At 33.3% G+C, this 17083-nt stretch carries 20 protein-coding genes; 1 reads left to right on the top strand and 19 read right to left on the bottom strand.

Annotation, left to right across the window (positions count from 1 at the left end; all coding sequences use genetic code 11):
* Positions 1-21 precede the first annotated feature (21 nt).
* The 13 genes from rplX to rpsJ form a co-directional block, all read right to left on the bottom strand.
* On the bottom strand, positions 22-333 hold the full coding sequence (gene rplX / locus AACH12_RS12525) for a 50S ribosomal protein L24 (RefSeq protein ID WP_338535716.1): 312 nt from the start codon (positions 331-333) through the stop codon (positions 22-24).
* Between the two features lie 18 nt (positions 334-351).
* Entirely contained in the window at positions 352-720 is a 369-nt protein-coding gene (gene rplN / locus AACH12_RS12530; RefSeq protein WP_338535717.1) for a 50S ribosomal protein L14, read from the bottom strand.
* 26 nt (positions 721-746) lie between these two features.
* Positions 747-1001, bottom strand: a complete 255-nt coding sequence (gene rpsQ / locus AACH12_RS12535) for a 30S ribosomal protein S17 (RefSeq protein WP_338535718.1) — start codon at positions 999-1001, stop codon at positions 747-749.
* Between the two features lie 18 nt (positions 1002-1019).
* Complete coding sequence (gene rpmC / locus AACH12_RS12540) at positions 1020-1214, bottom strand: 50S ribosomal protein L29 (RefSeq protein ID WP_338535719.1); 195 nt, start codon at positions 1212-1214, stop codon at positions 1020-1022.
* Positions 1204-1647: a 50S ribosomal protein L16 gene (rplP, locus tag AACH12_RS12545; protein ID WP_338535720.1), complete on the bottom strand. Its 444-nt coding sequence runs from the start codon at positions 1645-1647 to the stop codon at positions 1204-1206. Before rplP ends, rpmC begins: the two co-directional genes overlap by 11 nt.
* A 36-nt stretch (positions 1648-1683) precedes the next feature.
* Positions 1684-2478: a 30S ribosomal protein S3 gene (rpsC, locus tag AACH12_RS12550; protein WP_338535721.1), complete on the bottom strand. Its 795-nt coding sequence runs from the start codon at positions 2476-2478 to the stop codon at positions 1684-1686.
* A gap of 13 nt (positions 2479-2491) precedes the next feature.
* Positions 2492-2827, bottom strand: coding sequence for a 50S ribosomal protein L22 (rplV, locus tag AACH12_RS12555; RefSeq protein ID WP_338535722.1), 336 nt, complete (start codon positions 2825-2827; stop codon positions 2492-2494).
* Positions 2828-2854: 27 nt separating this feature from the next.
* Positions 2855-3124: a 30S ribosomal protein S19 gene (gene rpsS, locus AACH12_RS12560; protein WP_338535723.1), complete on the bottom strand. Its 270-nt coding sequence runs from the start codon at positions 3122-3124 to the stop codon at positions 2855-2857.
* Positions 3125-3164: 40 nt separating this feature from the next.
* Positions 3165-3995: a 50S ribosomal protein L2 gene (gene rplB, locus AACH12_RS12565; protein WP_338535724.1), complete on the bottom strand. Its 831-nt coding sequence runs from the start codon at positions 3993-3995 to the stop codon at positions 3165-3167.
* Positions 3996-4020: 25 nt separating this feature from the next.
* Complete coding sequence (gene rplW, locus AACH12_RS12570; RefSeq protein ID WP_338535725.1) at positions 4021-4311, bottom strand: 50S ribosomal protein L23; 291 nt, start codon at positions 4309-4311, stop codon at positions 4021-4023.
* The gene (gene rplD, locus AACH12_RS12575; RefSeq protein WP_338535726.1) at positions 4311-4934 is read right to left on the bottom strand and encodes a 50S ribosomal protein L4; all 624 of its coding nucleotides are present in this window, start codon (positions 4932-4934) and stop codon (positions 4311-4313) included. The genes rplW and rplD overlap by 1 nt, the downstream gene beginning before the upstream one ends.
* Before the next feature lie 25 nt (positions 4935-4959).
* On the bottom strand, positions 4960-5589 hold the full coding sequence (gene rplC, locus AACH12_RS12580; RefSeq protein ID WP_338535727.1) for a 50S ribosomal protein L3: 630 nt from the start codon (positions 5587-5589) through the stop codon (positions 4960-4962).
* 95 nt (positions 5590-5684) lie between these two features.
* Entirely contained in the window at positions 5685-5996 is a 312-nt protein-coding gene (gene rpsJ, locus AACH12_RS12585; RefSeq protein ID WP_338535728.1) for a 30S ribosomal protein S10, read from the bottom strand.
* A 410-nt stretch (positions 5997-6406) separates the two neighbouring features.
* Between rpsJ and AACH12_RS12590 the strand changes: the two genes are divergently transcribed.
* The gene (locus AACH12_RS12590; RefSeq protein WP_338537331.1) at positions 6407-8116 is read left to right on the top strand and encodes an IS1634 family transposase; all 1710 of its coding nucleotides are present in this window, start codon (positions 6407-6409) and stop codon (positions 8114-8116) included.
* Between the two features lie 655 nt (positions 8117-8771).
* On the opposite strand, the gene tuf is transcribed toward AACH12_RS12590, so the two are convergent.
* The 6 genes from tuf to rpoC all read right to left on the bottom strand — a co-directional run bounded on the left by tuf (position 8772) and on the right by rpoC (position 17062).
* Positions 8772-9962 (bottom strand): elongation factor Tu, encoded by a 1191-nt coding sequence (gene tuf, locus AACH12_RS12595; protein ID WP_338535729.1) that lies wholly within the window; start codon positions 9960-9962, stop codon positions 8772-8774.
* Between the two features lie 71 nt (positions 9963-10033).
* A complete protein-coding gene (gene fusA / locus AACH12_RS12600) occupies positions 10034-12103 on the bottom strand; it encodes an elongation factor G (protein WP_338535730.1) in 2070 nt (689 codons plus the stop codon).
* Between the two features lie 48 nt (positions 12104-12151).
* Entirely contained in the window at positions 12152-12622 is a 471-nt protein-coding gene (gene rpsG, locus AACH12_RS12605; protein ID WP_338535731.1) for a 30S ribosomal protein S7, read from the bottom strand.
* Positions 12623-12741: 119 nt separating this feature from the next.
* Complete coding sequence (rpsL, locus tag AACH12_RS12610; protein WP_338535732.1) at positions 12742-13164, bottom strand: 30S ribosomal protein S12; 423 nt, start codon at positions 13162-13164, stop codon at positions 12742-12744.
* A gap of 21 nt (positions 13165-13185) precedes the next feature.
* The gene (locus AACH12_RS12615; RefSeq protein WP_338535733.1) at positions 13186-13425 is read right to left on the bottom strand and encodes a ribosomal L7Ae/L30e/S12e/Gadd45 family protein; all 240 of its coding nucleotides are present in this window, start codon (positions 13423-13425) and stop codon (positions 13186-13188) included.
* A 133-nt stretch (positions 13426-13558) separates the two neighbouring features.
* Entirely contained in the window at positions 13559-17062 is a 3504-nt protein-coding gene (gene rpoC, locus AACH12_RS12620) for a DNA-directed RNA polymerase subunit beta' (protein WP_338535734.1), read from the bottom strand.
* Positions 17063-17083: the final 21 nt, after the last annotated feature.

Raw genomic sequence — 17083 nt, forward strand, 5'->3', positions numbered from 1 at the left:
GTCAACCTCCTTTCTTATGGATTAATCTAAGATTTCTCCAGATTTAACTGAAACTCTAACTTTTTTTCCATCTTCTAATATTGTGTGTTTAACTCTAGTTCCAACTTTTTCTTTTGGATCCCAAAGCATTACATTTGAAACATGAACTGCAGCTTCTTGATGGATTATTCCACCTTGTTGAACTGTAGCAGATGGTTTCTGATGCTTAGTTACCATGTTCACACCCTCAACTATAACACGCTCTTTAGCAGGGAATACTTGAAGAACTTTACCCTTTTTGCCTTTATCTTTACCAGCAATTACAATTACGGTATCATTTTTCTTAATATGCATTAATTACACCTCCTACTTTTATAACACTTCTGGAGCGAGAGAAACAATTTTCATAAAATTTCTATCTCTAAGCTCTCTAGCAACAGGTCCAAATATACGTGTTCCTACAGGAGATAAATCTTCCTTTATTACTACAGCAGCGTTTTCATCAAATTTTACATAGCTACCGTCATTTCTTCTTGCACCTGTTTTAGTTCTTACTATTACAGCTCTTACAACTTCACCTTTTTTAACAACACCGCCTGGCGTTGCATTTTTAACGGCACAAACTATAATATCTCCAATATTTCCATAACGTCTCTTTGAGCCGCCTAAAACACGAATACATAAAAGTTCTTTTGCACCCGAATTGTCAGCTACTTTCAGACGTGACTCTTGTTGAATCATTCTAAAACCTCCTTCAAAAGAAGCCCTTATTTAGCCTTCTCAATTATTTCTACAAGTCTCCATCTTTTATCCTTACTTAAAGGCTTAGTTTCCATAATTTTTACTTTATCGCCTATTCCACACTCATTCTTTTCATCATGAGCCTTAAATTTAATTGATTTTTTAACTCTTTTCCCGTATAACGGATGACGAACTCTAGTTTCAAATTTTACAACTATAGTTTTATCCATCTTGTCCGATACAACAGTACCTAATCTTACTTTTCTACTGTTTCTTTCCACGGCTTAGACCTCCTTTAACTACGACTTTATATCTCTTTCTTTCAATACTGTTTTAACTCTAGCAATATCTCTTTTAATTCCCTTAATTTTAAGTGGATTATCTAATTGACCAGTAGCTAATTGGAATCTTAAATTGAAAAGTTCGCTTTTAAGATCACCTAATTTTGTTGAAAGCTCATCCGAAGTCATATCTCTAAATTTATTAGCCTTCATTTACTTCACCACCCTTTTCAACTACTTCCTCACGCATAATGAACTTGCATTTTATTGGAAGTTTGTTAGCAGCAAGTCGCATAGATTCTCTAGCTAACTCTTCGCTAACTCCTGACAATTCAAACATTACTCTACCAGGTTTAACAACAGCAACCCAATATTCAGGTGAACCTTTACCAGCTCCCATACGAGTTTCTGCCGGTTTTTGTGTAACTGGCTTGTGTGGGAAAATTTTGATCCAAACTTTACCACCTCTTTTAATATGTCTGTTAATTGCGATTCTAGCAGCCTCTATTTGATTTGCCGTAATCCAAGCAGGTTCTTGAGCAACAAGTGCAAAATCACCATAAGTGATTGTATTTCCTTTATGCGCTTGACCTTTCATTCTACCTCTATGTTGTTTACGACGCTTAACTCTCTTAGGCATTAACATATTGTACGCCTCCTTCCGAAACTATTTAAATTCTTTTTACTTACTAACGTTTTTAGTATTTGATCTATTATTTGGTTTGTTATTTCTATTATTTGCGTTTCTATTGTTGTTTCTAGAATTTCTACTATTTTTATTATTTCTTGAATTTCTATCTCTTTGAGGTTTAGCTTGAAGTCTTTGAAGTATAACTCCATCTTTAGTAGGAAGTACTTCCCCATGGTTAATCCAAACTTTAATTCCTAATTTACCATAAGTAGTATTAGCTTCAGCAAATCCGTAATCAATGTCAGCTCTTAAAGTAGATAGTGGAACATTTCCTTCACTATATCCTTCAACTCTTGCCATTTCAGCTCCGCCAAGTCTACCAGAAGTTGAAACTTTAATTCCTTGTACTCCTGCTCTCATTGATCTAGTTATTACTTGTTTCATAGCTCTTCTAAAAGAAACTCTTCTTTCAAGTGAAAAAGCAACATTTTCAGCAACTAATTGAGCATCAGTTTCTGTATTTTTAACTTCTGAAATATCTAATTGAATACTTCTTCCAGTCATTTTTTGCAATTTTTCTCTTAAAATTTTAATACTTTCTCCACCTCTACCTACAATCATTCCAGGTTTAGCAGTAAAAATATTTATTCTAACTCTATTATTTGCAGCTCTATCAATATATATTCTAGAAATTCCAGAAGTATATAATTCTTTTTTAATAAATTTTCTTATATCGTAATCTTCTTTTAAAAGATCAGCGAAATTTTTCTTGTTTGCGTACCACTTAGAATCCCAGTCTTTAATTACTCCGACTCTTAAACCATGTGGGCTAACTTTTTGACCCATTAATAACCCTCCTTTATTTTCTCTCTGAAACAGCAACCCCGATATGGCTTGTTCTTCTAAGCATTGGATTAGCTCTACCCATTGAACCAGCAGTAAATCTCTTCATAGTTGGTCCTTGATTAGCATAAACTTCAGAAATATATAAATCTTCAACATTCATGTTGTGATTATTTTCAGCATTTGCAACAGCAGAATCTAACACTTTAAGCATAAGTCTTGCACCTTTTCTTGGTGTAAACTGAAGAATAGCTCTTGCTTCTTTAGCGCTTTTTCCTCTAACCAAGTTGGCAATAGCTTTAACTTTTCTAGGCGAAATTCTCACGTGCTTAGCTACAGCTTTAGCTTGCATTTGTTTACCTCCTTACGTAATTAACCTTTATTTCTTTTTATCTGCGGCGTGACCTCTGAACGTTCTAGTTGGAGAAAATTCTCCTAACTTATGTCCAATCATATCCTCAGTCACATAAACAGGTATATGTTTTCTTCCGTCATGAACAGCAATAGTATGTCCAACCATTTGTGGAAAAATTGTTGATGCTCTAGACCAAGTTTTAATTATTTTCTTCTGTTCGCTTTCGTTCATAGCTTCAATTTTCTTTAATAGTCCTTTGTGTACAAAAGGTCCCTTTTTAAGTGATCTTGACATTAGGTTGTCCTCCCTTCATTACTCAAATATTGATGTTTAATTATTTCTTTCTTCTAGAAACAATATATTTATTTGAATGTTTGTTTTTCTTTCTAGTTTTATATCCAAGTGTTGGTTTACCCCAAGGAGTAACAGGACTAGGACGTCCAATAGGAGCTTTACCTTCACCACCACCATGTGGGTGATCGTTAGGGTTCATTACAGATCCTCTGACAGTAGGTCTAATTCCCATATGTCTTTTCTTTCCTGCTTTACCAATCTTGATGTTTTCGTGATCTGTGTTTCCAACTTGACCAATTGTAGCTCTACATTCTTTTCTCACATATCTCATTTCGCCCGATGGAAGTCTTAATAAAACATAATCTCCCTCTTTAGCCATTAATTGAGCTGAGTTTCCTGCAGATCTAACTAATTGTCCACCTTTACCAGGTTTAAGTTCAATGTTATGAATTAGAGTACCTGTAGGCATAGCATGCATAGGCATTGCATTACCAACTTTAATATCAGAATTTACTCCTGAAATTATTGTATCTCCAACATTTAAATGATTTGGTGCTAAAATATAATTTTTTTCACCATCAGCATATGTTATAAGTGCTATATTCGCAGATCTATTTGGATCGTACTCGATAGCTTTTACAGTTGCTGGAACATCATCTTTTGATCTTTTGAAATCAATAATTCTATATTTAATTTTGTAGCCGCCACCTTTATGACGAACTGTTATTCTACCTTGATTATTTCTACCAGAATTTTTTTTCAAAGAAACACATAATGCTTTCTCAGGTGCCTTCTTAGTAATGTTATCGAAAGTAGAAACTGTCATATGTCTAACACCAGGTGAAGTGGGTTTAAATCCTCTTATTCCCATATTCATACCCTCCTTTTAGTTTCAATTACATACCTTCGAAGAATTCAATTTCTTTACTACCAGCTGCCAATTTAACAATTGCTTTTTTCCAGCTAACAGTTCTTCCAACGAATCTTCCTTGTCTTTTAAGCTTTCCACTTACATTCATTGTATTAACTTTTTCTACTTTAACGTCAAATATTTTTTCTACTGCTGCTCTAATTTCAGTTTTAGTAGCTGTTTTTAATACTCTAAAAGTATATTTCTTTTCATTCATTAATTCCATTGTATTTTCAGTTACAATAGGTTTAATTAAGATATCATAAGGTGTTTTCATTATGCGTATACCTCCTCAATCTTCTTAGCTGCTTCTTCTGTTAATATTAAAGTGTTATATTTTAATATTTCATAAACATTTAAAGAACCAACGAAAGAAGCTTTTGCTCCCTTAATGTTTGTAGTTGATTTATAAACGTTTTTATTGTTTTCTAAAGTTACTACTAAAGCTTTTTTATCCGCTTTTACATTCTGTAAAATCTTAATCATTTCTTTAGTTTTTGGAGCATCAATTTTTAATGAATCTAAAATAATAATTTCTCCAGCATTAACTTTAGAACTTAATGCAGATCTTAATGCTAATTGCTTTACCTTTTTAGGTAATTTATAGCTATAATCTCTTGGTTTTGGAGCAAATGCAACACCACCACCAACAAAATGAGGCGCTCTAGTTGTTCCTTGTCTAGCTCTACCAGTTCCTTTTTGTCTAAAAGGTTTTTTACCGCCACCTCTTACTTCAGCTCTTGTTTTAGCTGATTGAGTTCCTTGTCTTTGGTTAGCTAAATAATTTTTAACTGATTCATATAATACATGTTCATTCACTTCTATTCCATAAACGTTATCGTTTAATTCAATTTCTCTGATTTTTTCACCAGAAACATTTAGAATATCTAACTTAGGCACTGTGTAACCTCCTTTCTAAAACAATTTACTTACTTGCTTTTATTGCTTTTTGAATTCTAAGTAATCCGCCTTTTGGTCCTGGAATTGCACCTTTGATAAGTAATAAATTCTTATCAGCGTCTACTTTAACAACTTCTAAATTTTGGATAGTAACTTTCTCGTTACCCATTTTACCAGCCATATGTGTTCCCTTAATTACTCTACCAGGATATGAAGCTGCTCCAATTGATCCTTTAAGTCTGTGATGCTTCGAACCATGTGTCTCTGGTCCTCTACTTTGATTCCATCTTCTAATAGGTCCTTGAGTTCCTTTACCCTTAGAAGTTCCTGAAGCATCAACTTTCATCCCTGCTTCAAAAATATCAGCTTTGATTTCTTGTCCTAAAGTATATCCAGACACATCATCAACTCTAATTTCTGCTAAATGTCTCATAAGCTCCACACCAGCTTTTTCAAAATGACCTTTAGTAGGTTTGTTAACTTTATTTTTTTTCTTTCCAAATCCAACTTGAATAGCTGTGTAACCATCATTCTCAAGAGTTTTGATTTGTATTACTTTTAAAGGACCAGCCTCTACAACAGTAACCGGAACAACTGTACCATCTTCGTTAAAGATTTGTGTCATTCCTATTTTTCTTCCTAAAATTGTGTTCATTTTGCACCTCCCAATAATCTTACAGCGGATTACGCCGAGCATAATCATACTAAAACATTAGGTTTCTATATAAACCTTAAGCTTAGTAAACGATACTATAATTTGATTTCAATATCCACACCTGCTGGTAAGTCTAATTTCATTAGAGCATCAACAGTTTTTGGCGTTGGACTTAAAATATCAATAAGTCTCTTGTGAGTTCTCATTTCGAATTGCTCTCTAGAGTCCTTATATTTGTGTACGGCCCTAATAACTGTAATAATTTCTTTTTTAGTTGGTAGTGGTACCGGACCTGATACCTCTGCTCCTGTTCTTTTAGCAGTTTCAACAATTTTAATTGCTGATCCATCTAAAATTTTGTGATCATACGATTTTAACCTTATTCTGATTTTTTGACTACTTGCCATTTTTTCTCCTCCTTACTTTTGTACGCATTACATGAACATACATCTCTTGTACACTTCGCCGGGTGTGTCGGCATTATTTTTACAAAATATCGCACAAGTAACGATCGCCTAATTCTAGATTAGACTTTTCTCAGTAGAAATTTTCCTAAAAACGCTGACAAAACGCTTCTTTGTAACCTCCTACATCATCGCAGTTCACACACACTCAACTAGTATACATCAAACGCTTGATAATTGCAAGCATTTTTTTATATAAATAAAAAAAGATTAGACGGAAGTTTGACAGTTGCATAAACAAAATTCTACCTCAAAGCCAATTATAGGCTTATTTTTTTGTCAAATTTTCCGTTTTACTATTGCGTAGTTTGTCGTATTGTGGTATAATGTAAGGAACAGGAGGTATTATGCTTATGAGACTTTCAACTTCTAAATCAAAAAATGCTACTTCACTTTACGTTATTAAAGATATTACTATTAAAAATAAACGAACAACTAAAATTGTAGAAAAACTTGGTACTGAAGCACAATTACGTGAAAAATTAAATGGACAAGATCCTTATGAATGGGCAAAAAAATATATAAGTGAACTTAATAAAAAAGAAAAAGAAAATAAAGTTGAGATTATTGCTAAATTTTCTGAAACTAAACAAATACCAATGGATTCTAAGGTTCATTTCAATGGTGGATATCTTTTTTTACAAGATATTTATTATGATTTAGGCCTTCATAAAATTTCAAAGCAAATTTCTGATAAATATAAATTTTCTTTTGATTTAAACAGTATTCTTTCTAGACTCATTTATACTAGAATGCTTAATCCGTCTTCTAAGCTTTCTTCTTTTAAAGCCTCTAATGACTTTATTGAACAGCCTAATTTTGAATTACAGCATATTTATAGAGCTTTAGAAATAATTTCTAAAGAATCTGATTTTATTGAATCAACTGTTTATAAAAATAGTTTAAAATTATCTAAAAGAAATACAAAAGTGCTTTATTACGATTGTACAAATTATTTCTTTGAAACTGAAAAAGCCGATGGGTTAAAACAATATGGACTTTCCAAAGAACATCGCCCTAATCCAATTGTACAAATGGGATTATTTATGGATGGGGATGGCATACCACTTGCATTTTCTATATTTGATGGAAATAAAAATGAACAGCCAAGTTTAAAACCACTAGAAAAGCGCATATTATCTGATTTTGATTTATCTAAATTTGTTGTATGTACAGATGCAGGATTAGCATCTAATACCAATAGAATATTTAATAATAAAAACGATAGAGCTTTTATTGTTACACAATCATTAAAAAAGCTTAAAAAACATCTTAAAGATTGGGCTCTTGCCCCAAATGGATGGCATTTATCAAATGAGACAAAAAATATTAATTTAGAAAATATAGATCATTCTTCAAACAATAAAGCTATTTATTACAAAGAACGTTGGATAAATGAAAATGAATTACCACAAAAATTAATAGTAACATATTCACCAAAATATAGAGCTTATCAAGAGTACATTCGAAGCACTCAAATACAACGTGCAGAAAAACTTGTTAAAAAACCTTCTAGTATCAATAAAAAGAAACAGAATGATCCAAAGAGATTTATAGATTCTATTCACTGCACTAATGAAGGTGAAATCGCTGAAAAACAGGTACTTACAATAAATAGAGACACTATTTCTGATGAAGAAAAATATGATGGATTCTACGGAGTATGTACAAATCTTGATGATAATGCTGAAACAATTATTAAAGTAAATAAAAGAAGATGGGAAATAGAAGAATCATTTAGAATTCTAAAAACTGAGTTTAAAGCAAGACCAGTATATTTAAGTAGAGATGATAGAATAAAAGCTCATTTTACAACATGTTTTCTTTCTTTACTGATATATAGGCTTTTAGAAAAGAAGCTTGATGAAAAATACACTACAAAAGAATTAATAGAAACGTTAAAAAATCATAACTTTATGGAGTTAAAAGGCGAAGGATATATTCCGACATACACACGAACTGATATAACAGATGAATTACATGATAAATTTGGATTTAGAACGGATACCCAAATAATTAGTAATGCTAAAATGAAAAAAATATTAAAACAAACGAAAAAGTAAAAAAAGGTACGCACTTTTTACTACATTAAGAAACCGTGATAAACTACTGTTTGCAATAGATATCACGGTTTTTCTGCTCTACAACTGTCAAAGACGAGAGTATACATCAAACGCTTGATAATTGCAAGCATTTTTTTATATAAATAAAAAAAGATTAGACTCCCCCAAGCTTTGCTTACTTCGTCCGCTACTTAAAACATATATCTCTTTTCTTGGTTTGCACTGCTACCGACGAACTCCATTTCTTCGAAATTCCCATTCGTCTTATTTGGAACACTATCCCAATAATAAAAAAAGAGAAAGATCAGACTCCCCTAAGCTTTGCTTACTTCGTCCACATTTAACGGTATATCGATTCTCTTGGTTTGCACTGCTACCGACGAACTCCATTTCTTCGAAATTCCCATTCGTCTTATTTGGAACACTATCCCAATAATAAAAAAAGAGAAAGATCAGACTCCCCTAAGCTTTGCTTACTTCGTCCACATTTAACGGTATATCGATTCTCTTGGTTTGCACTGCTACCGACGAACTCCATTTCTTCGAAATTCCCATTCGTCTTATTTGGGATCAAGATCCCAATAATAAAAAAAGAGAGAAGAAACTTTTGTAAGCAAGCTCACAAGTCTCTTCTCTCTTTTTTTATTGCAGTGCTTTACTCAATAATTTTTATTACTGATCCAGCTCCTACTGTTCTTCCACCTTCACGTATTGAGAATTTTAAGCCTTCTTCAATTGCGATTGGTGATATTAATTCAATTGTCATTTCTATATTATCTCCAGGCATACACATTTCTACTCCCTCTGGAAGTTGTGCTGCTCCTGTTACGTCTGTTGTTCTAAAGAAAAATTGTGGTCTATATCCATTAAAGAATGGTGTATGTCTTCCGCCTTCTTCTTTCTTTAATACATATACTTGTGCTTCAAATTTTGTATGTGGATTTACTGAACCTGGTTTTGAAAGTACTTGACCTCTTTCAATTTCAGCTCTTTGAATTCCTCTTAGTAATAATCCTACGTTATCTCCTGCTCTGCCTTCTGCTAGAAGTTTTCTGAACATTTCTACGCCTGTTACTACTACTTTTCTTTTTTCTTCTGCAAGTCCTACTAACTCTACTTCTTCTGATACTTTTACAATTCCTCTTTCTATTCTTCCTGTAGCTACTGTTCCTCTTCCTGTTATTGAGAACACGTCTTCTACTGGCATTAAGAAAGGTTTATCTGTATCTCTTTCTGGCTCTGGAACATACTCATCAATTATTTCAAATAATTCAATGATTTTTTCTGCCCATTCTGGTTCGCCTTGTAATGCTTTTAGAGCTGATCCTCTTACGATTGGAGTATCATCTCCTGGAAAATCATATGCATCTAATAATTCTCTGATTTCCATTTCTACTAACTCTAATAATTCTTCATCATCTACCATATCACACTTGTTTAAGAATACTACGATATATGGTACTCCAACTTGTCTTGATAATAAGATATGCTCTCTAGTTTGAGGCATTGGTCCATCTGCTGCTGATACTACTAAAATCGATCCGTCCATTTGTGCTGCTCCTGTAATCATGTTCTTTACATAGTCAGCATGGCCTGGGCAATCCACGTGTGCGTAGTGTCTCTTTGGTGTTTCATACTCAACGTGAGCTGTTGATATTGTAATACCTCTTTCTCTCTCTTCTGGCGCTTTATCGATATTATCAAAATCTACTTTTTCACCTAATTGATACTTCTCAAATAATACTTTTGTTATTGCTGCTGTTAATGTTGTTTTACCATGGTCTACGTGTCCTATTGTTCCAATATTTACATGTGGCTTATTTCTCTCAAACGTTTGCTTTGCCATTTTTAAATTTCCTCCTTAATAAATAAATTATATTCTTATTTTAAAGTTTAATCTACGTTAAACTAATTTAATTATTGTTTTTCTCCAATAATATCTTCAGCGATATTATTTGGAACTTGTTCATAATGACTGAACTGCATTGTATAGTTACCTCTACCTTGTGATTTACTTCTTAAATCAGTAGAGTAACCAAACATTTCAGAAAGCGGAACATGCGCTCTGATAACTTGATTACCATGAACAACTTCCATACCTTCAAGTTGACCACGTCTAGAACTAATATCACCCATTACGTCACCAAGATACTCTTCTGGAACGACTACTTCAACACTCATATAAGGTTCAAGTAAAACAGCTCCACCTTTTCTCATAGCTTCTCTAAGTGCCATAGAACCAGCAAGTTTAAATGCCATCTCAGATGAATCGACATCATGATATGATCCATCATATAGTTCAACATGTAAATCAACAATTTCATAACCAGCTAAGAAACCACTTTTAAGTGCTCCTTGTATACCTTGGTTTGCAGGTTCAATATATTCTCTTGGAACCGTTCCACCTGTAACACTATTAACAAAGGTATAACCTTCGCCTGGCTTACCTGGAGTAACTTTGATTTTAACATGTCCATATTGACCTTTACCACCTGATTGCTTAGAATGTTTGTACTCAACTTGAACAGCTTTTTTAATTGTTTCTTTATAAGCTACTTGAGGAGCACCAACATTAGCTTCTACTTTAAATTCTCTAAGTAATCTATCTACTATAATCTCTAAGTGCAATTCACCCATACCAGAGATGATTACCTGACCTGTTTCTTTGTCAGTAAAAGTTTTAAATGTAGGATCTTCTTCAGCAAGTTTAGATAAAGCAATACCCATTTTTTCTTGAGATGCTTTTGTCTTTGGTTCAATTGCAACACTAATAACTGGATCAGGGAACTCCATTGATTCTAAGATAATTGGATTATCTTGATCACATAAGGTATCACCTGTAGTTGTATATTTAAGACCAATTGCAGCAGCAATATCTCCAGAATATACTTTTGAAATTTCTTCTCTTTTATTAGCATGCATTTGAAGTATTCTACCAACTCTCTCTTTTTTCTCTTTTGTCGAGTTAAATACATAAGAACCAGAATCTAATGTTCCCGAATATACTCTAAAGAATGAAAGTCTTCCAACAAATGGGTCAGTCATTATTTTGAATGCAAGTGCTGAAAATGGTGCAGAATCGTCAGATGGTCTTTCATCTTCTTCACCATCTATAGTTGTTCCTTTAATTGCAGGAACATCAATAGGCGCTGGAAGATAATCAATTACAGCATCTAAAAGCATTTTAACACCTTTGTTTTTATAAGCAGATCCACAGAAAACCGGAACCATAACATTATCAATTGTTGCCTTTCTAACCGCAACTTTAATTTCATCAGCAGTTATTTCTTCACCTTCAAGGTATTTTTCCATAAGAGCTTCATCTGTTTCTGAAACAGATTCAACAAGCTTTTCTCTGTACTCTTCAGCTAATTCTCTCATATCCTCAGGTATTTCAACTATTTCTATTTCTTCACCTAAATCATCTCTATACATTACAGCTTTCATATCAAGAAGTGTAATAATACCTACGAAATCATTTTCAGCTCCGATTGGAAGTTGTAGTGGTACTGCATTTGCTTTAAGTCTATCTTTCATCATACCAACAACTCTTAAGAAGTCAGCACCTGTGATATCCATTTTGTTAACAAACGCCATTCTAGGTACTCCGTAAGTAACAGCTTGTCTCCAAACAGTTTCAGATTGTGGCTCAACGCCACCTTTTGCACAAAAAACTGCTACAGATCCATCTAAGACTCTTAATGATCTTTCAACTTCAACTGTAAAGTCAACGTGGCCAGGAGTATCTATAATATTTATTCTATGATCTTGCCATTGGCATGTAGTCGCAGCAGAAGTAATTGTAATACCTCTTTCCTGCTCTTGCTCCATCCAGTCCATCTGAGATGCACCATCATGCGTTTCACCTATTTTATGAGTTATACCAGAATAATATAAAACTCTTTCTGTAGTTGTTGTTTTACCCGCATCGATGTGAGCCATGATACCAATGTTTCTCGTTCTCTCTAAAGGAAAAGCTCTTGACACTTTTTTTCCCCCTTTCCGCGAAATACTATTAGTATATCTATATTAGTTTTACCATCTATAATGTGCAAACGCCTTATTAGCTTCTGCCATTTTGTGTGTATCTTCTCTCTTCTTAACTGACGCTCCAGTATTGTTTGCAGCATCCATGATTTCTTTTGACAATCTATCAATCATAGTTCTTTCGCCTCTTTTACGAGTGTAAGTAACCAACCATCTTAACCCTAAAGTATTTCTTCTTGCAGGTCTAACTTCTACTGGCACTTGATAGTTTGAACCACCAACTCTTCTTGCTTTTACTTCTAAAACTGGCATAATGTTGTTTAACGCTTCTTCGAATACTTCCAAAGCATTTTTTCCAGTTTTTTCTGCTATAATTTCAAAAGCTCCGTACACAATTCTTTGTGCAGTTCCTTTTTTTCCATCAAGCATAATTTGGTTTATTAACTTAGTTACCTTTTTAGATCCATATATAGGATCTGCTAAAACTTCTCTTTTTGGTACATTTCCTTTTCTCGGCACTTTTCTTCCCTCCCTAAAAATATTTAATCATCGGTACTCGATATTACTATCGTTGTGCTAGCTGTATTACTATATAAAACCTCTTCCAAAGGAAGAGGTTAATATATTCTTATCAAATTCTAACTTTTCTTCTTCTTAGGTACTTTAGCTCCATATTTAGATCTAGATTGCATTCTATCTGCAACACCTGAAGTATCAAGTACACCTCTAACAATATGGTATCTAACACCAGGTAAGTCTTTAATTCTTCCACCTCTGATTAGAACAACACTATGTTCTTGTAAATTGTGTCCAATTCCAGGGATGTAAGCAGTAACCTCTAATCCATTTGTAAGTCTAACTCTAGCTACTTTTCTAAGCGCAGAGTTCGGCTTTTTAGGAGTGATTGTTTTTACAGATGTACAAACACCTCTTTTTTGAGGAGAATTTTGTTTAACCGGTTCTCTCTTTAATGAATTAAATGTTCTTTGTAAAGCTGGAGAAGTTGATTTTTCAACCATTTTCTTTCTACTTTTACGAACTAATTGATTTATAGTAGGCATCAAGGCACCTCCTTTCTTTTTTTATTTTATAATAACTGCTGTAGCAGCACCAACGTCAATTTTACATGCATTTCCAAGTTCTTTCATTGTATTAATAAATACAATTTCAACTGAACTTCTATTTGCAAGTTCTATTACTCTTCTAGTTACATATTGCTCTGCATCTTTTGCAATATATACCTTCACTACTTTATCATCTAAAATAGCTTTTAACGATTGCTTAACACCAACTCGTACCTTTTCTTCTTCAAACTCAAGCATGTACACTAAGCCTCCTTTGTAGCAATTACAATAAAGCTAGCGTGAACACTATAACAGTCTAACACCATTAAAGTGCACTGTCAACAAAATTATTAACTTTTATGCAAAAGTTTTATTAACTTTGCATAAAAAATTATTCATTAACAATAGGATACTCTTCCTTAGTTTGTATAGCTATATCTCTATACTTTCGCATACCAGTTCCAGCAGGAATCAGTTTTCCTATAATAACATTTTCTTTAAGTCCTACAAGTCTATCTTCCTTGCCATTAATTGCAGCTTCTGTAAGAACTCTAGTAGTTTCCTGGAATGAAGCTGATGATAGGAACGAATCTGTTGCTAAAGATGCTTTAGTAATTCCAAGTAAATTCCTAGTCCCAATCGCAACATTACCCTTGTTTTCTCGAACAACTTTATTTTTCTCCAAAAACTCTCTATAACTAACTACAGTTCCTGGAAGCATATCAGTATCACCAGGTTCATCAACTTTAATTTTAAAGAGCATTCTTTTAATTATAACTTCAATATGCTTATCATTAATGTCAACACCTTGAAGTCTATAAACACGTTGAACTTCCTTAACAATATATTCTTGAACTCCACGTACACCTACAACTCTTAGTAGATCATGTGGATTAATCGAACCTTCTGTTATTAATTCCCCTTGCTTAACAAAATCTCCATCTTTTACATTAAGTTTAGAACCAAATATAACTTGTGTTGCATATTGCTCACCTGAATCAGCAGTAATTATAACTTCATTTTTCTTTTTTGTTTCTTTAAATGATATTTTACCATCCATCTCTGCTATAACAGCAAGTCCTTTCGGTTTTCTTGCTTCAAATAATTCTTCAACCCTTGGAAGTCCTTGAGTGATATCACCACCAGCAACTCCACCTGTATGGAAAGTTCTCATTGTAAGTTGAGTACCAGGCTCACCAATCGATTGTGCAGCAATTATTCCTACAGCTTCTCCGACATTGACTGGTTTCCCATTCGCAAGGTTAATACCATAACATTTACTACATACACCAGTCGGTGTTTCACATTCTAAAACAGAACGTACAATTGCCGAAGTTATACCAGCAGCAACAATATTATTGGAAATTGTTTTTGTAATCATAGTATCTTTATCTACTAATAATTCACCTGTATTAGGGTCATGCATATCTTCAGTTAAAAATCTACCTAAAATTCTTTCACCAAATGGTTCTATAATTTCGTTATTTTCAACTATATCTGAAACTTCAATACCTTCAACTGTTCCACAATCAAGTTCTCTTACGATAACATCCTGTGATACATCTACAAGTCTTCTAGTTAAATAACCCGAGTCAGCTGTTCTAAGCGCTGTATCTGCAAGTCCTTTTCTAGCACCTGTTGTTGAAATAAAGTATTCAAGTACTGAAAGTCCCTCTCTAAAGTTAGATATAATAGGAATCTCAACTGTTTTACCAAGTGCATTAGCCATAAGTCCACGCATACCAGCTAACTGTCTAATTTGATTTTTACTACCCCTTGCACCTGAATCCGCCATGATTTTTATATTATTTAATCTATCAAGATTTTCCATAAGTGCATCTGTTACATCATCAGTAGCTATAGTCCACGTCTGTATTATCTTTTGATATCTATCTTCATCAGATAACAATCCTCTTCTATAAGCACTTTGAAATTTATCTACTTTTTTTCTAGCTTCTTCAATAATAACTTTCTTTTTAGGTGGAATTATCATATCAGAAAGCGAAACAGTAATTGCCGCTCTTGTTGAATATTTAAATCCCATTTCCTTAAGTGTATCAAGCATAATTGCAGTAATAGTATTTTCATGTTTGGCAAAACACTTTGCAATTATCTCTTCAAGATCTTTTTTCGTACATAAAAAATCAATCTCAAGACCAAATTTATCTTTCTCTCTATCAACAAAGCCCATATCTTGTGGCATTCTCTCATTAAAAATAAATCGACCAACTGTACTCTCAACAATTGACATTTCATTTGAATTATACGCTTTTCTTCTCATTTTTACTCTTGAATGAAGTCCAACTTTTTTAGTTTCATAAGCTAAGAACATTTCATCAAAATCTTTAAATACCATTCCAACACCTGGTTCATCTTCTTTTTCAAGCGTTAAATAATATGCACCAAGTACCATATCCTGAGAAGGAGTCGTAATAGGCAGACCATCTTTTGGAGCTAGTATATTATTAACAGAAAGCATTAAAAATCTTGCTTCCGCTTGTGCTTCAACAGATAAAGGTAAATGAACTGCCATTTGATCACCGTCAAAGTCAGCATTATATGCTGTACATACAAGAGGGTGAAGTCTTATAGCTTTACCATCAATTAAAACAGGTTCAAAAGCTTGTATTCCAAGTCTATGAAGAGTCGGAGCACGATTAAGCATCACTGGGTGATCTTTAATAACTTCTTCAACAATTGGCCACACTTCTGGTTTAGCTTTCTCTACCATTCTTTTTGCACTCTTAATATTATGAACATAACCATCTTTAACTAATTTTTTCATAATATAAGGTTTAAATAATTCAAGAGCCATTTTTTTAGGTAAACCACATTGATAAAATTTAAGTTCTGGACCAACAACGATTACCGATCTACCCGAATAATCAACACGTTTTCCAAGTAAGTTTTGACGGAATCTTCCCTGCTTTCCTTTTAACATATCCGATAGTGATTTTAAAGGCCTATTTCCAGGACCCGTAACTGGTCTACCACGTCTACCATTATCAATAAGTGCATCAACAGCTTCTTGAAGCATTCTTTTTTCATTTCTTACAATAATATCAGGAGCTCCAAGTTCTAAAAGTCTTTTTAAACGATTATTTCTATTAATAACCCTTCTATAAAGATCATTTAAGTCACTTGTTGCAAATCTACCACCATCAAGTTGAACCATAGGTCTAATATCTGGTGGAATTACAGGAACAACATCTAAAATCATCCAAGACGGATTGTTTCCTGATTTTCTAAAAGCTTCAACTACTTCTAATCTTCTAGTAAGTTTAAGTTTTTTCTGTCCAGTACTTCCATCTAATGACTTTCTAAGTTCATCTGATAAAGTATCTAGATTAATTTTATTAAGAACTTCTTTTACCGATTCAGCACCCATACCTGCTTTAAAAGCATGACCATATTTTTCTCTATAATCAAAATACTCTCTTTCAGTTAATAGTTGTTTTTCTGATAAAGAAGTATCTCCAGCAGAAATTACTATATATGAAGCAAAATATAATACTTTTTCAAGCGAACGAGGTGACATATCAAGAAGAATACCCATTTTAGAAGGAATTCCTTTGAAATACCAAATATGTGATACTGGAGCAGCTAATTCTATATGACCCATTCTTTCACGTCTTACTTTTGATTTTGTTACTTCAACTCCACATCTATCACAAATTACACCTTTATATCTAACTCTTTTATATTTTCCACAATGACATTCCCAGTCTTTTGTAGGTCCAAAAATCTTTTCACAGAACAAACCTTCTTTTTCAGGTTTTAACGTTCTATAATTTATAGTTTCTGGTTTTTTTACTTCTCCTCTAGACCAAGATCTTATCTTGTCTGGCGAAGCTAATCCGATTTTAATTGAATCAAAATTGTTAAACTGTAACAAGGGCTACCTCTCCCTTCAAAT

Source organism: Helicovermis profundi, assembly GCF_033097505.1.
Lineage (GTDB): Bacteria > Bacillota > Clostridia > Peptostreptococcales > Acidaminobacteraceae > Helicovermis > Helicovermis profundi.